Source organism: Gemmata obscuriglobus, from assembly GCF_008065095.1.
Lineage (GTDB): Bacteria > Planctomycetota > Planctomycetia > Gemmatales > Gemmataceae > Gemmata > Gemmata obscuriglobus.
In genome coordinates this window covers 2,213,859-2,230,227 of sequence record NZ_CP042911.1, presented here as the reverse complement: position 1 = coordinate 2,230,227, position 16,369 = coordinate 2,213,859, and the positions used below count along the sequence as shown (strand labels likewise).

At 67.5% G+C, this 16,369-nt stretch carries 13 protein-coding genes; 4 read left to right on the top strand and 9 right to left on the bottom strand.

What is annotated here, in order from left to right; all coding sequences use genetic code 11:
* Nucleotides 1-17 precede the first annotated feature (17 nt).
* Nucleotides 18-2,006 carry a PQQ-dependent sugar dehydrogenase gene (locus GobsT_RS09415; RefSeq protein ID WP_109571181.1) on the top strand — a complete coding sequence of 663 codons (1,989 nt, stop codon included), beginning with the start codon at nucleotides 18-20 and terminating at the stop codon, nucleotides 2,004-2,006.
* Between the two features lie 104 nt (nucleotides 2,007-2,110).
* On the opposite strand, the gene GobsT_RS09410 is transcribed toward GobsT_RS09415, so the two are convergent.
* Complete coding sequence (locus GobsT_RS09410; protein ID WP_010044166.1) at nucleotides 2,111-3,148, bottom strand: SMP-30/gluconolactonase/LRE family protein; 1,038 nt, start codon at nucleotides 3,146-3,148, stop codon at nucleotides 2,111-2,113.
* A 215-nt stretch (nucleotides 3,149-3,363) separates the two neighbouring features.
* Between GobsT_RS09410 and GobsT_RS09405 the strand changes: the two genes are divergently transcribed.
* Nucleotides 3,364-5,157, top strand: coding sequence for a POT-type proton-dependent oligopeptide transporter (locus GobsT_RS09405; protein ID WP_010044167.1), 1,794 nt, complete (start codon nucleotides 3,364-3,366; stop codon nucleotides 5,155-5,157).
* Nucleotides 5,158-5,178: 21 nt separating this feature from the next.
* Here the strand turns inward: GobsT_RS09405 and GobsT_RS09400 are convergent, their stop codons facing one another.
* The 8 genes from GobsT_RS09400 to GobsT_RS09365 form a co-directional block, all read right to left on the bottom strand.
* Entirely contained in the window at nucleotides 5,179-5,499 is a 321-nt protein-coding gene (locus tag GobsT_RS09400) for a rhodanese-like domain-containing protein (RefSeq protein WP_010044168.1), read from the bottom strand.
* Between the two features lie 125 nt (nucleotides 5,500-5,624).
* Nucleotides 5,625-6,065, bottom strand: a complete 441-nt coding sequence (ybeY, locus tag GobsT_RS09395) for an rRNA maturation RNase YbeY (protein WP_010044171.1) — start codon at nucleotides 6,063-6,065, stop codon at nucleotides 5,625-5,627.
* On the bottom strand, nucleotides 6,062-7,024 hold the full coding sequence (gene miaA / locus GobsT_RS09390; RefSeq protein ID WP_010044172.1) for a tRNA (adenosine(37)-N6)-dimethylallyltransferase MiaA: 963 nt from the start codon (nucleotides 7,022-7,024) through the stop codon (nucleotides 6,062-6,064). The genes ybeY and miaA overlap by 4 nt, the downstream gene beginning before the upstream one ends.
* Before the next feature lie 20 nt (nucleotides 7,025-7,044).
* Nucleotides 7,045-7,668: a Uma2 family endonuclease gene (locus tag GobsT_RS09385; protein ID WP_081471779.1), complete on the bottom strand. Its 624-nt coding sequence runs from the start codon at nucleotides 7,666-7,668 to the stop codon at nucleotides 7,045-7,047.
* Between the two features lie 199 nt (nucleotides 7,669-7,867).
* Nucleotides 7,868-8,767 (bottom strand): alpha/beta hydrolase, encoded by a 900-nt coding sequence (locus tag GobsT_RS09380; protein ID WP_050790317.1) that lies wholly within the window; start codon nucleotides 8,765-8,767, stop codon nucleotides 7,868-7,870.
* Nucleotides 8,764-9,249 (bottom strand): transthyretin-like family protein, encoded by a 486-nt coding sequence (locus GobsT_RS09375; RefSeq protein ID WP_010044178.1) that lies wholly within the window; start codon nucleotides 9,247-9,249, stop codon nucleotides 8,764-8,766. The genes GobsT_RS09380 and GobsT_RS09375 overlap by 4 nt, the downstream gene beginning before the upstream one ends.
* 32 nt (nucleotides 9,250-9,281) lie before the next feature.
* Nucleotides 9,282-10,247, bottom strand: a complete 966-nt coding sequence (locus GobsT_RS09370; RefSeq protein WP_010044180.1) for a DUF1559 domain-containing protein — start codon at nucleotides 10,245-10,247, stop codon at nucleotides 9,282-9,284.
* A 157-nt stretch (nucleotides 10,248-10,404) separates the two neighbouring features.
* A complete protein-coding gene (locus GobsT_RS09365) occupies nucleotides 10,405-13,749 on the bottom strand; it encodes a sigma-70 family RNA polymerase sigma factor (protein WP_010044182.1) in 3,345 nt (1,114 codons plus the stop codon).
* Between the two features lie 383 nt (nucleotides 13,750-14,132).
* Here GobsT_RS09365 and ccsA point away from each other — a divergent pair, with 383 nt between their 5' ends.
* On the top strand, nucleotides 14,133-14,966 hold the full coding sequence (gene ccsA, locus GobsT_RS09360; protein WP_148087676.1) for a cytochrome c biogenesis protein CcsA: 834 nt from the start codon (nucleotides 14,133-14,135) through the stop codon (nucleotides 14,964-14,966).
* Entirely contained in the window at nucleotides 14,963-16,240 is a 1,278-nt protein-coding gene (gene hemA / locus GobsT_RS09355; RefSeq protein ID WP_010044186.1) for a glutamyl-tRNA reductase, read from the top strand. The genes ccsA and hemA overlap by 4 nt, the downstream gene beginning before the upstream one ends.
* The last annotated feature ends 129 nt before the right edge of the window (nucleotides 16,241-16,369 follow it).

Genomic DNA, 16,369 nt, shown 5'->3' with positions numbered 1-16,369 from the left:
TGGTTCAGCCGACCGCAATGGCGGCCAGTCCGGACGGCCGCATCTTCGTGGCCGAAAAGGCCGGCACGCTCCGTGTGGTCCAGAACTACGTTCTGCCCTACACCACGCTGATCCAGGACTACGCCCTGCTCGACACCCCGTTCGTGTCGCTGAGCGTGGACACCGCCGGCGAGCGCGGGCTGATCGGCGTGGCCCTCGATCCCAACTTCACGACAAACGGGTTCGTCTACGCGTACTACACCACCGCCGGCCCCACGCCCGTCAACCGGGTCAGCCGGTTCACCGCCAACGGCAACGTCGGCACCAACGAAACCGTCCTCCTCGACAACATCGCATCGGCCCCGAACCACAACGGCGGCGCACTGGCGTTCGGTGCCGACGGCAAGCTGTACGTGGGCACCGGCGACGCCGGCGACGGGAACAACGCCCAGACGCTCAATAACCTCAACGGCAAGGTGTTACGGCTCAACCCGGACGGCACCGTCCCGACCGACAACCCGTTCTACGCAACCGCCACCGGCGACAACCGCGCGATCTACGCACTCGGGTTACAGAACCCGCTCGCCGTCGCGGTTCAGCCCGGCACCGGCCGGCTCTTCATCACGGACAGCGGCGACCTGTCCGACGAGGTGAACGAAGGCGCGCCGGGAGCCAACTACGGATGGCCCGGTAACGAAGGCGACTTTGACCCGGGTGCATTCCCCAACTTCACCCGCCCGGTGTTCACCTCTCCGCACCTCGTAGTGGTCCCGGGTGCCTCCGCGCCGGCAGTTACCGACATCGTTACGATCGGCGGTTGGCCGACCCACGCGCTCAGCGGCGGAACGTTCTACAACCCCGCGACCCCGTACTTCCCCGCCCAGTACGTCGGTGACTACTTCTTCGCCAAGCCGGCCACCGGTGACATCTTCGTCCGAGACGGAGCCACCGGCGCGGAAAGCCTGTTCGCGTCCGCCGGTTTCGGCACCGTCGATCTTGATGTGGCGGCCGGCGGCTGGCTGTTCGCTCTGAACCACAGTGCGGGAACGATCACTGTATTCGTCGGAAGTACGGTCCCGAACACGAGCGTCCCTCCCTACCTCTCTGTCACGCCCTCCATTCCCACCCCCCAGTACCCCAATCCGACCGGCACCGGAGCCACGCAGCCGGTACAAACGATCGCAGTCGGTACCGGGCCGGGAGCGCCGGCGCAGGTGGCGGTCCTCAACACGGACGGCACCGTCCGGTTCAAGATCGCGGCCTACGACGGGTACAGCGGCGGGGTGCGGGTCGCCACCGGCGACGTCAACGGCGACGGGGTCGAAGACGTCATCACCGGCACCGGTCCCGGCGCCCCGCCGCACGTGAAGGTGTTCGACGGCGCGACCGGCGCCGTCATCCGCAGCTTCCTCGCGTTCGATCCCGCGTACCGCGGCGGGCTCTACGTCGCCGCCGGCGACATCGACGGCGACGGCCGCGCCGACATCATCGTCGGCACCGCCACGGGAAGCTCGCACGTGAAAATCTTCGACGCGGTGACGGGTGCGGAGGTGCGCAGCTTCCTCGCGTTCGACGGGTTCACCGGCGGGGTCACGGTCGCGGCGGGCGACTGGACCGGCCGCGGCCGGGCAGATGTCATCGTCGGCACCGCGACGGGCAGTTCGCACATCAAGGTGTTCGACGGCACGACCGGTGAAACGACATCCAGTTTCTTGGCGTTCGTACCGGAGTACAGGGGTGGCGTTTCGATCGGGGCCGGCACGGCCGGGCTGTTCGTCGGCTCGGCGGCCGGCGCGACCCACGTAAAGCTCTTCTCCGGGGGGCAAGAGCGGGCCAGTTTTTACGCGTTCGACCCGGAATTCGCGGGCGGCGTGCGGGTGGCCGCAAACGGCCCCGTGCTGGTCGCGGGCGCGGGGCCGGGTGCCGGTCCACAGGTGAAAACGTTCGAGTCGTTGCGATCCGATTCGGCGGTGCTCGACCGGCTCGCATTCGACCCCGCCCTACCGGGCGGCGTTTTTGTCGGATGATGCCGCCCATCCCCGCCGCGGATCGCGGCGGGGATTCTCGACCGCCACAAAATCGCGACCGCGGCTCGGACGACAACTACTGACTCGACAACGGAGCCCCGCTGTCACCAGCCCAGCCCTTTGGTGATGGTCTTCACGCGGGTGAGTTTGTCGTTGGTAGCGAGGTACAGTACGGTCCCGTCGTCCCCCCAGCCGCAGTTCGCGGTCTTGTCGTTGGTCACAATCCGACCCAGCAGCGTCCCCTCGGGGCTGAACACGTACACGCCGTTGACCGCGGTGGCGAAGATGTTCCCCTTCGCGTCCACCTTGAGGCCGTCCGGCAGCCCCTTGTTGGGCGCGGCCTTCACGTCCGCGGTGGCGTCGTAGAGCAACTTGCCTTTGCCGAGCGCGCCGTCGGCGCCGATCGGGAACGCCATCCAGACGGCCTTATCGGGATCGGAGTTGGCGACATACAGCGTCTTCTCGTCGGGCGCCAGCGCGACCCCGTTGGGGCGAGTCATCTCCTTGGTCAGCAGCGTGACCTCACCCTTGGGCGAGAGCCGGTACACGCCCTGGAAGTCGAGTTCCTTCGCCGGGTCCTTCACCTGCTCCGGGAGGCCGTAGGGCGGGTCGGTGAAGTAGATGTCGCCGTTCTTCGCGAGCACGAGGTCGTTGGGGCTGTTGAACCGCTTGCCCATGTACTTGTCCGCGAGCGTCTCGAACTTTCCGTCCTTGAGTCGGGCGATGCGGCGGTCGCCGTGCTGGCACAGGATCAGGTGCCCGTCCTTATCGAACGCCAGCCCGTTGGCGCCGGGTTCTTGGCCCTTGAACTCGGCCTTCCCGGTGTACCCGCTCGGTTTGAGGAAGTCACTGACCCCGTCCTTCGCCGACCACTTGACGACGCGGTTGTTCGGGATGTCGGTGAAGAGAAGCGCGTTGCCCTTCTTGTCCCACACCGGCCCCTCGGTCCACTTGAACCCGCCCGCGAGGACCTCGATCCGGGCGTCCTTCGGGATCAGGGCGTCGAGTTTGGCGTCCCGGCGGTCGATGGAGCCGAGCGTCATCGGGAGCTTGGGCTCTTCGGCCCCGACGAGCGGGGGGCGCGGCCCCACTGCTACGGCCACGAGCGCAGCGGCGGCAACGGCGGCGAGTGAGCGGAACATGAAGTGTGATCTCTCGGGATTCGGCGGGCCACGGCGGGTGAGGTTGGAGGGAGGCTGCGGCGCCCGCACGCGGACATCGTACCCGGTCGCGGCGCGCAAGCAAGCGGGCAGCAGAATTCGCGTGCCGGACGCGGGCGCGGTGGGTAAGATCGCTACACTTCTCCGCACAATTCCCCGCAACTTTCGCTCAAGGGCCAACCGACGTGTCATCAGCCGTGCCATCCGCCTCCGTCCCGCCCGACGCACCCACGGGCCACCCGCCGGGGTTCTGGTTCTTCTTCTGGGGCGAATTCGCCGAACGGTGCTCGTACTACGGGATGCGGGCGATCCTTGCGAAGTACATGATCGACAAGTTGGGCGTGGCCGAGGGAGACGCCGGCACGTTCATGTCACTGTTCATCGCGGCTTGCTACTTCTTCCCGCTACTCGGCGGGTACATCGCAGACAACTTCCTCGGCAAGTACTGGACCATCGTCGGGTTCTCGGTGCCCTATGTGGTGGCCCAGTTCCTTGTCGGCATGGAGGATAAGTACATCGTGTTCATGTCACTCGTACTGCTCGCGATGGGCAGTGGGGTGATCAAACCGAACATATCCACCCTGATGGGCCTGACGTACGACCAGCAGCGGCCCGGCCAGGACCAGTTGAGAACCAGTGCGTTCAGTTGGTTTTACATGGCCATCAACATCGGCGCATGGCTGTCGCAGATGGCAATGCCGTGGCTGCGGAACAAGTACGGTTACCAAGTCGCGTTCCTATTTCCGGCCGGTTTAATGGCGATGGCGCTGGTCATTTTCGCGCTCGGTAAGCGGTTCTACGGCAAGGAACGCATCGAGCGCAAGGTGGTGACGGCGCCCGGCACACAACCGCCCGACGGCCGAACGATCACCGGCCTGCCGGTCGTCTACAAGGCGGTCACGCCGGAAGAGAAGCGGGCGGACTTCAAGTTGAAGATGGAAACGCTCAGCCGCATCGGCCTGTTGTTCCTCACCGTCATGTTCTTCTGGGCCATCTTCGACCAGTCCGCGAGCACCTGGATCTTCTTCGCTGACACTTACATGGACTGCACGCTGTTCGGGATCCCGGCCCCGGCCGACGCGATCCAAAGCTTCAACGCGCTGTTCATCATTATCCTGGTACCGATCAGCGTGTTGTTGTTCAAAAGCCTCGACCGCGCGGGTATGGGAATAAAGGCGACTCAGAAGCTGGCCCTCGGCTTCATCCTCACCGGCCTGAGCATGGCGATCATGAGCGTCGCCGGGTCCCTGGCCGGGGCCAAGCAGGAGATGCTAAAGGTTACCACGGCCGAAGGAGTGTTAGTGCTGCCAAAAGCCGACGCCAGCGACCTGAGCAAGGTCAGCGGAACCGCGAAAGTGGGCACCGACGTGCCGGTGTCGGCGACCGACTTCGCGTTCGACGAGGGCAAGAAGAAGCTGAGCTTCGCGAACGGCACGATCACGCTGAAAAACGGTCAGGTGTTAACCGTTTCGGGCGGCCACCTCGTAACGAGTGCGGTACCGAATGCCGGCGACTTAACCGCGGGCGGAGTGGCCGAGCCGCTGCTGAAATCGGACCAGGATATCGCCGCCGTCAAGCGGGACTCCAGTGACAAGGCAACACTCGAATCGATCGGCTGGGTTAAGCCGGAAGAGCGGGTGACGGTGTGGTGGCAGGTGCTCGCGTACCTGATCATCACCGTCGCCGAAATCCTGATCTCGGTGACCGGTTTGGAGTTGGCATTCGTGGCCGCGCCGAAGACGATGAAGAGCTTTGTCACCGGGTGCTGGCTGGCGGTCGTATTCTTGGCCAACCTGCTGATCAACGCTCCGATCACACGCCTCTACCAACACCTCTCGCCGAGCGCTTACTTCGCGATGCTCGGCGGGGCAATGGTCGTTGTCGTTGTGGTGTTCATCCCGATTGCGGCCCAGTTCAACCGCGCGATGCTCCGGATGAAAGAAGCCGAAGACGCCGCAAAGGCTGCTGAGGGCAACACCGAAGCGGTGTAGTCGAGCGGCCCGCTCCTGCGATCAGTAGCGCGGCACGGCAGGGTCGACCGACAGCGACCAGCGGTCGATCCCACCGGCCAGCGAGAGCGCTTCAAGGCCGGCGGCGCGGAGGATGGCCGCACCGGTCAGGCTCCGAACGCCGTGGTGGCAGTACACCACCACCGGCGTCCCGTCGGCCGGCACCTCTTTCACCCGCCCCGCCAGTTCCCCCAACGGAATGAAGAGGCTGTTCGGCAGCGCGCAGAACGCGTGCTCGTCCGGCTGGCGCACGTCGAGCAACACAACAGGCATGTTCGCGTCCAGTGCCCGTTTCAGGTCGGTCGGTTGGATCTGAGGGATCATGCGCCGTTCAAAAATGAGGGCTCACCGCCGGATGCGTGTGAGGGCAGGGATTCAAGAGAAGATAACGTCAATACTCTTACGGCGTCTCTCCGTGCCCTCACACGCATTCGGCGGTGAAGAGGGCTTCAATTTCCCGCAATGTCCGGCAGTCCGAGTTTCGTGAGGTACTCGCGCTCTTTGGCCCGCATCTCGCGTTCGCTGTCGTCGTCGGTGTCGTCGTACCCGGTCAGGTGCAGGCACCCGTGGACGACGTACAGCAGCAGTTCGAGGTTGAACGCGTGGTTGCGGTCGGCGGCGTACTCCTTCGCCACCTCGTACCCGATGACCACCTCCCCTTCCAGCGACTTCGCGCCGGGGTCGGTGTACGGAAAGGTCAGCACGTCCGTCGGCTCGTTGTGGTTCAGGAACTGCTTGTTGAGCCGGTGGATGTGCGGGTTGTCCACGAACGCGAGCGTAACCTTGCCGGCTTTCACGCCCTCGCCCTCCAGCACGGCGCGCGCGGCGTCCTTGAGTTGCTGGAACTCGAGCGGGTACTCATACGGGTTCGCGACGGATACTCGGATCATGACGCCATTCTAGCGGCTTCCCAGGCGCGCAGCACGCGGTCCGCCGCGTCGGGAGCGTCCGCGGGGACGGGAACGCAGGCCGGGAGGTGGCGGAACCACGTGAGCTGGCGCTTCGCGAACTGCCGGGTGTGGGTCTGGATGAGGGCCACGGTCTCGTCCCAGTCGCCGCCGACATCCAGGTACTGAAGCAGTTCGCGGTAGCCGAGTGCCTGCTTCGCCTCGCGGCTGAGCGGGTGCGGTAGTTCACGGAGCCGCCTCACCTCGTCGAGGAAGCCCGCGTCGATCATCTGAAGGACTCGTCTGTTGATGCGGTCGTACAGGGTCTCGCGCGGCAGATCGATTCGCACGGCCGGAACGCGCACCGGGGGCGGTGCGGGTTGCGACGCCCCCGCGAACGCGGGCGTGTCCCAGGTCTGCTGCCAGTCGGAAATGGGCTTCCCGGTGAGTTGATGCACCTCCAGCGCGCGAACCACGCGCCGCACATCGTTCGGGTGCAGGCGCGCGGCGGTCTTCGGGTCCACAACCGCGAGCCGGGCGTGAAGCACGACGTTCCCTTCTTGCACGGCCTCGGACTCGAGTTTCGCGCGCAACTCCGGGTCGCCGGGCGGCCCGTCGAACAGCCCGTGCAACAGCGCCTTCAGGTAAAACGGCGTGCCGCCGACGAAGATCGGCACCTTCCCCCGTGCGGTAATGTCGGCACACGCGGCCTCGGCCCGTTCGAGCCACCACGCGACCGTCAGCGACTCCCACGGGTCGAGAACGTCGATCAGGTGGTGCGGGACCCGCGCCCGTTCCGCCGCGGACGGCTTCGCGGTTCCGATGTCCATGCCGCGGTAGACGGTCATGGAGTCGAGCCCGACGATCTCGCCGCCGATGCGCTCGGCGAGGTCGAGGGCCAGCGCGGACTTCCCACAGGCGGTCGGCCCGGTCAGGATAACGGCGTTGTTGAATGCGGACATGAACCGAATTGTAGCAGTGCTCAGGGTAAGAGGTCGCTCACCGACACCGATACAGTCGGGGCGAAGAGGGTCGAGACGTGATCCGTCGAACCGAACGTGGCGTGCGTGCGGTAGGCCGTGGCTCCGAGCCCAGCAGGCAGCGGTTGTGGATCACGAAACACGCGCAGTTGGCGGTGCTCAAGATCGATCACCCAATACTCAGGTACTCCAGCGGTCGCGTACAGCTCAGCTTTCGTCGTAGTGTCAGTAAAGAGCGTCGTGTCGGCGACCTCAACGATCAGGGCCGCACGGGTAGGTGTCGTTGTCGTGCTGCGAATTGAACCGAGTACGACAGCCAGATCCGGCCCGGGATCGTTGTCGGTACCGATGTCAAAACCTTGCTGGTTGCGGACGTAGTGACCGGCAGGACAAACAACACGTAAGAACTCGTAGGTCAAGTTGAGGGCCATGTCGTGAGGGGGATTCGGCATGGGCATCACGTACAACTCCCCGTGCAGCAACATCGTCTTCACGTCATGAAATAACCCGGCGCGAGCCAACTGGCGGTATTCACCAATCGTCCAGTGATGCGGCGCAAGGCGATGCGCCCCGCCGCGGGGTGGTGGGGTGGTTGCGAGAGCCGGCGGCCGAATCGCGGTAGACATGCTTCACCTCCGCACCCAGCGTACCATCACTCGTTCTCGATAACGAGGTCAACAGCCCAGCAGCCGCGAACATGTTCCCCGTCGCGCCGTTCACACTGAAGGACGACGGGCGCCGGTTACTTCAATTCACCGCGGCTGCCGCATCATGCCCTCTCCCTTCCCGACGCCACGAACGGCATACATCACCGGTCGCGCCCGATCAGCGACGCAGGTTCGCGTCGAGGAATTTGACGACGGACGTGAGCGTGTGCTCCAACCGCGGGCCGCCCCACACGTGCTCCGCGCCGGCCTCTTCCACCAGTTCAACAGTTACACCCGCCCGGCGCAGCTTCGCGGCGAACGTCCGGGCCTGGGCGACCGGCACCAACTGGTCGTGGGCCGAGTGGACGAGCAGGACCGGCGGGTCGTCTGAAGTGGCATAGGCTCCCGGCGAAGCACGCGCGTACAAAGCGGGGTCTTCGGCAAACGTCTTGCCCAGGAACGGGCGGAGGTAGTGCGCCTCAACGAACGTCGACCACTCGCCGCCGGTCCAATCGACCGGCGCGCCGAGGGCGACGACCGCCTGTACACGGCCAGCAACCGGCTCCTCGCCGGGGTCGTCGAACCCGTCGTTCGGGCCGGTTGTGCCGAGCATGCACACCCCATAGCCCCCGGCAGACACTCCAATCGCGCCGACCCGGTCGGCCGCCAGCCCCAGGCGCCCGGCGTTCGCCCGCAACCACCGGACGGCGGCCTTGCCGTCCTTGATCTGGGCCGGGAACGGGTGCGCGCCGATGAGTCGGTAGTGGATGGTCGCGACCGCGTAGCCGGCGCGTGTGAGGGCCTTCACCAGAATGCGGCAACGATCCTCTCGCTTGAACGAGCCGTCCCAGTCGCCGCGGTGCGGTGCGAACAGAACGACCGGGTGCGGCCCCGGTCCCGCCGGGTAGTCGATCTCCAGGGTCAGCGGCGTTCCGCCCGGCGCCGCGTACACGATCCCGCCGTCCGGCGCCGGCCATGCCAGCCACGCAGCCAGCACGCCGGCCCCACAAACGACGGCGAGCACGGCCGCCCGGCGCCGGGTCACGGCGGGGCGGCCCCCACGGGTCAAAGCGGTCATGGGATTTGAAAGTCGTGGGTTTGTGGGCCGGACTTCACCTCCACCCGCAACGGCGATTCCCACGGCTGCATGTACTTGTCCGGCACGCGCGAGACCGGCGCCTTACCGGGCATGATCGCTCCAGTCGGCAGCTTGCCCGCCAGCTCCGGCGGTAACCGCCCCTTATCGAACGCGGCGATCGTGCCCATGTTCAGGGACATGATGAACGCGGGATCGCGGTCGTACAGGCACACCCGGTGGGCGCCGACCACGGCCCCGTCCGCCCCGGTGTCGGCTTGCAGCCGGTACCGGCCGTTGGCGTCGGTGAGCGCCGTCGACCGCGGCCCGCGTGTCGGCTCGTCGGCGTAAAAAGCGACTTCGATGTTGGCGACCGGCCGCCCGGCTCGGGTGACCGTCCCTTCGACCGGTGCGAACTCCGGTTGGCGCTCGCACCCGCAGGCCAGGGCGGCGAACAGGAGCGGAGCAAAATAATAGCGACGCACGATTCAATGCCTCCTCGGGTGCGGCGGTGCGGTCAGTACGCCGTGGCGTCGATGGGCTCGCCACCGGCCCGCGAACAGAGCGCCGGCAGAACCAGCGGGGAGCTGTTGATGTTGTTCGAAATGAACCGGACGGACCCGTCCGCAAAGGACACGTTCGCCCCGCCGCTGTGGCTGCTGCCGAACGCCTGCGCGCGGAGCTGGATCGTGTTCAGCGCGGTGGTCAAAGTGGTCCCGGACGGCGCCGCGGGCAGCCGGTAGTTGAACGGCAGGCCGCCCGTGGCCAGGCAGCCCGAACTGCTCGAATCCCAGACGCCCGCGAAGATCCACAGCTCGTACCGCGAGTCGCTGCCCACGAACGGCGCCCAGCTCACAAAGTTGGGATCGAAATTCGTCCACTCCCCGAACAGCAGCGTGTTCGACGTGCCGTCGGTAATGTCGAGGATCTTGACCGTTCGCGCGTTCGGGATCGCGCCATCAGTGCCCCACTTGCTGTTCGACTTGTCCAGGCCGGTGGCAACCGGGTGGTAGCTGGTAAGGCCGTGGTAGAAGTTGCTGCCGGGTTCCTGGCCGACCGCCGGGTTAGGCATCTTGTCGGACGGGCAAACGAGTAGCGGGATCGGTGTGGCGTCGAGCGAGTTCGCCCCGCCGTCGCCCACCCCGCCCACGTACTTCCGGTTCGCCGCAACCGCCTTGGCGCGTAGCGCGTCGTACAGGGCGGACTGCTCCAGATACGGGAGCAGGGCCACGAAGCAGGTCGAGTACCCGGAGGCCACGGTAGTGCCCGTGAGAGTCGTTTGCGGAAAGCTCTGGTTAGCGTCGTGGTAGTTGTGCGCGGCCAAGCTTATCTGCTTGAGGTGGTTGCTGCACTTCATCCGGGCCGCCGCCTCCCGGACCTTCTGAACGGCCGGCAGCAGGAGGCCGATGAGTATGGCAATAATCGCGATCACCACCAGCAGCTCGATCAGCGTGAACGCCGAACGTCGCGTACCCCGAGTCATAAACTCCCCCCTCCAAATGAAAGAGATAACGTGGACCGGTATCGTTTCGACGAACCGGCCGAACCGCAGGAGAGAGAGCGGTTCGGCCCAGCGCCCAATCCCGGCGCCGGTTGGAGAAATCAAGCCTTTGGTAACGCCCGTTCGGTCGCCCCGGTTTTCACTGCGCAGTGGCCGACACCAGCCGCCGGTATGCCGCCCGTGACTCACGCCCGAGCAAGCTCTCGGTCGGCGCGCCCGCGAGTTCTCGTAAGAGTTCCCGGGCGGCCGGGTCCGCTCCCAACCGTTCCAGAACTTCGACACCCCGTACAACCGCCCGGCTGTCCGGCGACAGAGATCCGAGCCGCTCCAGCAACCGCCGGAGCCGGGCACGCACCTCCGGCGAGCCGGCGGCGGCGAGCGCCTGTTTGAGTTCCGGGAAAACCTGATCGCCCCGCCGCGCCAGTTCGCGGCTCGCGGCCTCGCGGGTCGCGAACTGGTTGCTCCCCAGGTCCGCCAGCCATTCCCGCACGCGCGCGGGCGGTGCGGCGGGCGGGGCAAGTTTGGAGCGGAGCAGCGGAACCGCAACACCGGGCGAATCGACCAGCGCCGCAATCGCGCGGTAGGCCGGTGCCGCCTCGTGCCCCGTCAGGGCGGCCCAGAGTTCCTCGGGAGCCGCCCGATTCTTCGGCACGGCTGGGAGCGTCCCGACGTCCCACACCAGCGCGGTACAGTCGTAACTCGCCGACGCCACACGCCGCGAGTCGGGGCTGTACGCCACCGAGAACACCCCGGCGCGGTGCCCGGAGAAGCGGTACCGCTCCTCGCCGGTTGCCACCTCCCACACCCGCACCGTCCCGTCCCGGCCGGCCGCCGCGAGGGTGCGCCCGTCCGGGGAGAAAACAAACTCGGGCGCGGGTAGCCCGCTCAGCCGCGCGTCCGCCTGCCACAGTTCCGCCCCGGTCGCAGTTTCGATCACCCGCAGCCGGCCGTCGCGTCCGGCAACGCACACCGCGAACAACCGCCCGTCCGGCGATAGAGCCAGCGGCGACAGCGAGAATTGAACGGCCGCGCCGTCGTCCCGCGGCCAGGCCGTCTGGCGGCCGTCCACCAGCGAGCAAACGGTCACCCGCCGCGCGGAGACGTCCAGCACCCCGACGCAGCTCCCGTCGGCCGAAAACGCGAGGCTGTTCGCCTGACACTTGATTGGGAGTGCTCGCACCTCTTGACCGGTCGCGCGATCACAGAACACAACGCGGTCGCCGGTCGCGGCGGCTACGTAACGGCGGTCCGGCGATGACGCCCCGCACCGGGTCCCGGCCGGCAGCGGGTAGCTGGCCGGCGGACGACCGAGCCCCTCCGCCCACGTCATGACGCGAGTCCGCGGCGCGGGGTTTCGGTACAGCGGCACGCTCGCCACCGACACCGCCCCGTCCGGAGCGATGTCGAGGCCCCAGATAATGTGTCCCGTTCCAGTACCGGCCTGCCCCCGGAGTTTGCCGTCAGTCGCATCCCAGAGGTACAACGAGCCCCCGGCCGACTCGCTGTACGCCGCCGTCACGACGGACCGGCCGTCCGGGGCGAACGCGACGGCATGAACCAACCCGTCCGGCATCCCCGCGCCCGCGCCGATCTCGCGGCCGGTCGCGACCTCGCGCATCCCGGCGCCGAACAGCCCGGCCCGAGCCAGGAGGGTTCCGTCTCCCGAGAGGAGGTACGCGTCCGCGGTGTCCTCGGCCCGGACCGGCGGCCTCGACTGCGCCCCCCGCACCGTATCCCAGAACCGGACGCGACCACCGCCCGCCTCGATCAATGTGCCGTCGGGCTGGAACCCGACGTAGGCGAGGGGGTCAGCGTCTGCGGTCAGATCGGCCCGCCACGTTCCGTCAGCCGCGTTCCAGAGCCGCAAGCGGCGATCACCCGCAGCCGTGGCCACGGTCGTACCGTCCGGAGAGAACGCAACGGCCGAAACCGCTCCGCCCTTCGGAGCGACCTGCAGGGTGTACTCGTGCGCCCCATCCGCAACGTTCCAGACCGACACGTCCGTCACCGCGACGCTCGCGTTCACGGCCGACTCGTGAGACCAGGCCGCGAGGCGCATCGAATCCGGCGCGAAGGTCAAGCCGGAACCGACCGCAGGAAACGTGCGCAGTTCGTCGCCCGTGGCCGCGTCCAGCAGCACGACCGTTCCCTTCACCGAACCGTGGGCGACCAGGCGCCCGTTCGGCGAAATTGCGATGCTCCCGCGCACGATCCGGGGCTGTTGTGTCTTCCAAAGCACGGCCGGCGGGTTGGCCGCAAGATCCCACGCCCAAACCTCAGAAGCCCCAACGCCAACCAGGCGCCGCCCGTCCGGGGTTGCACTGACCGCGGTGCAAAGCCGCGGGGCGTCCAGGCGCGGCCTTTCGCGGCCGGTAACCGGGTCCCAAACGTGGACAACGTCGTCGCCGTGCGCCGACAGCAGCGATTTGGCCCCCGGTCCGAAAGCGACGCTCGACGTGAAACCCATCCGCCCGGTCCGGAAGCGAAGCGTCCCCAGGCGGGCGATCGCCCCTGTCGGCAACGGATCACCGAACGCATGGCCGCCGTCGCGAACCTCTGGAGGGGAGGCGGAGCGCACGTCGGCCGGCGGGGTCGGCGCCGGCCCCAACCCCACCGCCGCGGCGACCGTCACGCCGAGGAACGCGACGGCCAGCACGCCCACAAATTTGATGTTCACGCCGGCGCGAACCGGGGGCACACCGAGGGCGAGTTGCCCCGCCGCGGTGCCCGCGCCGTCGCCCGTCACAAACGGCCGGGCCGCGGCTGCGGTAGCGTCCGCCAGCCGGGCCGGTACAGGTGCGACCGCTGCGCGAGCCGTCGAACCGGCGGCCGCGAGAACCACAGCGACTTGACCGACGGCAAGAGCAACACCGCGGCGGGCGAGGCGATCGCGAAGAAGTTCACACGCCCGGGCCAGCCGCCCCGACACGGTCCCGACCGGGCACCCCAACTGTCGGGCCGCGTCGGCGTGCGTCTTGCCCTGGAAGTAGCAAAGCACAAGAGGCTCGCGGAACCGAGCGGGGAGTTGCCCCAGTTCCTCGTCCAGCACCCCGCCCAGCTCAAAGGCAGGCGAAGCGGGTGCCGTCGCCCGCTCGCTCCAGTCGGCGGCCGCTTTCTGCTCGTGTTCGCACCGCCGGGCTTGCGACCGCCGCAGGTTGTGTGCGATCCGCTGGGCCGTCAGGTAGAGCCACCCCGCCAGGGTCTCGTGCGTGCGGGCACGCTCCGCGAGCGCACCGGCCTGACGCGCTAGCGCGAGAAACGTCGCCTGGAACGCGTCCTCGGCGTCGTTGGGATCGATCAACCCGCGGCTGCAAACGCCCCACACCAGCGGCCCGTGCCGGGCGACAAGATCGGCGAACGCCTGGTCGTCCTGTTGGTGAGCGAAAGCCGAGAGCAAATCGGCGTCGCGCGCGTGGTCCTGCCGCAACCCGCCTGCGAACTGGCGGATCATTTCGGACAACGCGGGCCGAACGCGGGTCGACATCGAATGCCTCGATCGGGTCTTCACAATACTCATTCCGCCCGCGGCGGCTCAAATGGGTCGATTTCGCGATTTTTTCACATCGCCGACGATCGCCAAACGGAACCGGACGGCCACGGGCGCGGCCGGAGCCGATTAAGCCCATCCGCTGTAGCAAGAGAGCGCGCCGCACCTTGCAGCCGTAACACCTTCCTCGCCAACCACTTTCTGAACGCCCGCGCGCTCCCGGGTGTCCCCCACCCCGAGCAGGGGCCTTGGTCGGTTCCGGTACCGCACCCCACTTGGGCCGGCCGGCGTTCGACCCGTACCGGTTCCGGAGCGGGCCGCGACGGAAGCCGTATAATGTGGGCTACCTTCCCGAAACTGCGAGGTTCAAGCCGCGCGCCATGACCGGCTCACTCGTACAGAACATTCACCACTACTGCATCGGGCTCAGCTACCTGTGCGCGTTCCTACTGGAAACGGGCCGGCTGCTGTGGCCCGCGGCCGGGTGGCGCCTCACGGGTCTGGCGTTCGGCGCCGCCGGGCTGTTCGCGCACTCCGCGTACCTGCTCGTGAACCAGCCGTCGCCCGCGGTGCCGTTCGGGTCCGTGCTGCTGCTCGCCTGGGTGCTCGCGCTGTTCTACTTCTACGGCACCGTTCACCACGCGAAACAGGCGTGGGCCGTGTTCGTGCTGCCGGTCGTGATCGGCCTCGTGGCCGCCTCGCGCGTGCTGCTCACCGTCGAGCCGGAGTACGCCGCGGTCGATCTGGCGCAGTGGACCTCCGGTGAGCGGTTCTGGGGCGGCGTTCACGGGGTGCTGATCCTCTGTGCATCCGTGGGCGTGAGCGTAAGCTTCCTGGCCAGCGTCATGTATTTGATTCAGTCGCGGCGGCTGCGGAACAAGGTGAGCCCGCGGGCGGTGGTGCCGATGCTCAGCCTGGAGCGGCTCGAACACATGAACCGGCGGGCGATCAACATCGCGTTCCCGATGCTCACCGTCGGGTTGCTCGTCGGCACCCTGCTGCTGGAGAGCACCCACGCGCTCGGCGAGAACTGGTTCTCGGTCAAGGTGCTGTCGTCGGCCGGGCTGTGGGTGCTGTTTCTCGTTCTGCTGTACCTGCGGTACGCGGTACACCTCCCCGCGCGGCGGCTGGCGCTCTTCTCCATCGCGGCGTTTGCGCTCCTGCTCGTGGCGCTGGGCGCGGCGCACCCGTTCGCGATCGGGGGTGGCAAGTGAACCTCCGCGCCATCGGCTGTAACGTCGCGTCCGCCAGCGTCGAGTTGCGCGAGAAGCTCGCGTTCAACGACGAGAAAGCTCGGCGAGCGCTCACCGAACTCAACGCGCGGTTCGACGCCGAAGCCGTCGTCGTCGGGACGTGCAACCGGGTCGAGATCTACGTCGCGCGTCAGGACACTGTCGCGGCGCTGCACGCCCCGCTCATGGCCGAGTTCCTCTCGGAGGTTCACGGCGTGCCCGCGGACGCGATCCTGCCGCACCTGTACGAGCACGCCGACGCCGACGCCGCGAAGCACCTGTTCCGCGTCGCCGCCGGGCTCGACAGCGTGGTGCTGGGCGAGGGGCAGATCGCCGGGCAGGTGAAAGACGCCTACGAGTCCGCGCACAAGGCCACCGCCACCGGCCCGCTGCTGAACGCGCTGTTCCCCAGCGCCCTGCGGGTGTCCAAGCGGGTGCGCACCGAGACGGGCATCGGGCAGGGCCACGTGTCCGTTTCCAGCGCCGCGGTGGACTTCGTCCGCCAGGTGTTCGACACGTTCACCGACAAAACCGTTCTCGTCATCGGCGCGGGGAAGATGGGGCGGCTCACGCTCAAGCACCTCGCCGAGGAGCACCCGGCGGCGATCCTGGTGACCAACCGCAACGCCGACAAGGCCGCGGCGGTCGCCGCCGATTGCGGCGGTACGGTGGTGCCGTGGGCGCAACTGGACGACGCACTGGTCCGTGCCGACATCGTGCTCAGCACCACCGGCGCGCCGGAGCCGATCATGCCGGCCCGGCGGTTCGACGAGAAGGTGCGGCGGAGCCGCGCGGGGCGGCCCCTGGTGGTTTTCGACATGGCGGTGCCGCGCGACTTCGACCCGGCCATCCACGACGGCGACGCCGTGAGCGTGTTCAACGTGGACGACCTCGCCCGCGAAGCCGACCGCTGTCTGGGCGAGCGGCGGCGGCACCTGCCGGCGGCCGAGCAGATCATCGACACCGAGGTGTCGAAGTTCGTGGAGGACTGGAACCGGCGTGCGAACGGCCCGGTGATCGGGCAACTCACCGCCGAGATCGACAAGCTTCGCGCCGCGCTGCTCGAGCCGATGCTGGGCAAACTGAACGGCAAACTCACCGCCGCAGATAAGTCGCTGATCGAAGGGACCTTCCGGCTGTTCCAGAACAAACTGCTGCACGGCCCGATCGCGGCGCTGAGCGAAGCGAGCCGCGAGGGGCACAGCGGCAGCTTGCGCGACGCCCTCCGCAAACTGTTCCGGCTGAACAACGGCTGATACCAGTTCGCGGCCGATTTCACGGCTCTGTCGCGGCCACCGGCGCCGGCTCCCGCCCGAGAAGGCGGAACCGCGTATCAAATCACACACGCTGCAACCTGTTCCGCAATCACATGTTGCAGCGCAAAT

Excerpts from the sequence above, each read along its gene's own strand:
- GobsT_RS09415 (WP_109571181.1), top strand. The coding sequence starts at position 18 with ATGGCGGCCAGTCCGGACGGCCGCATCTTCGTGGCCGAAAAGGCCGGC.
- GobsT_RS09410 (WP_010044166.1), bottom strand. The coding sequence starts at position 3,148 with ATGTTCCGCTCACTCGCCGCCGTTGCCGCCGCTGCGCTCGTGGCCGTA.
- GobsT_RS09400 (WP_010044168.1), bottom strand. The coding sequence starts at position 5,499 with ATGATCCCTCAGATCCAACCGACCGACCTGAAACGGGCACTGGACGCG.
- ybeY (WP_010044171.1), bottom strand. The coding sequence starts at position 6,065 with ATGATCCGAGTATCCGTCGCGAACCCGTATGAGTACCCGCTCGAGTTC.
- miaA (WP_010044172.1), bottom strand. The coding sequence starts at position 7,024 with ATGTCCGCATTCAACAACGCCGTTATCCTGACCGGGCCGACCGCCTGT.
- GobsT_RS09385 (WP_081471779.1), bottom strand. The coding sequence starts at position 7,668 with ATGTCTACCGCGATTCGGCCGCCGGCTCTCGCAACCACCCCACCACCC.
- GobsT_RS09380 (WP_050790317.1), bottom strand. The coding sequence starts at position 8,767 with ATGACCGCTTTGACCCGTGGGGGCCGCCCCGCCGTGACCCGGCGCCGG.
- GobsT_RS09370 (WP_010044180.1), bottom strand. The coding sequence starts at position 10,247 with ATGACTCGGGGTACGCGACGTTCGGCGTTCACGCTGATCGAGCTGCTG.
- GobsT_RS09365 (WP_010044182.1), bottom strand. The coding sequence starts at position 13,749 with ATGTCGACCCGCGTTCGGCCCGCGTTGTCCGAAATGATCCGCCAGTTC.
- ccsA (WP_148087676.1), top strand. The coding sequence starts at position 14,133 with ATGACCGGCTCACTCGTACAGAACATTCACCACTACTGCATCGGGCTC.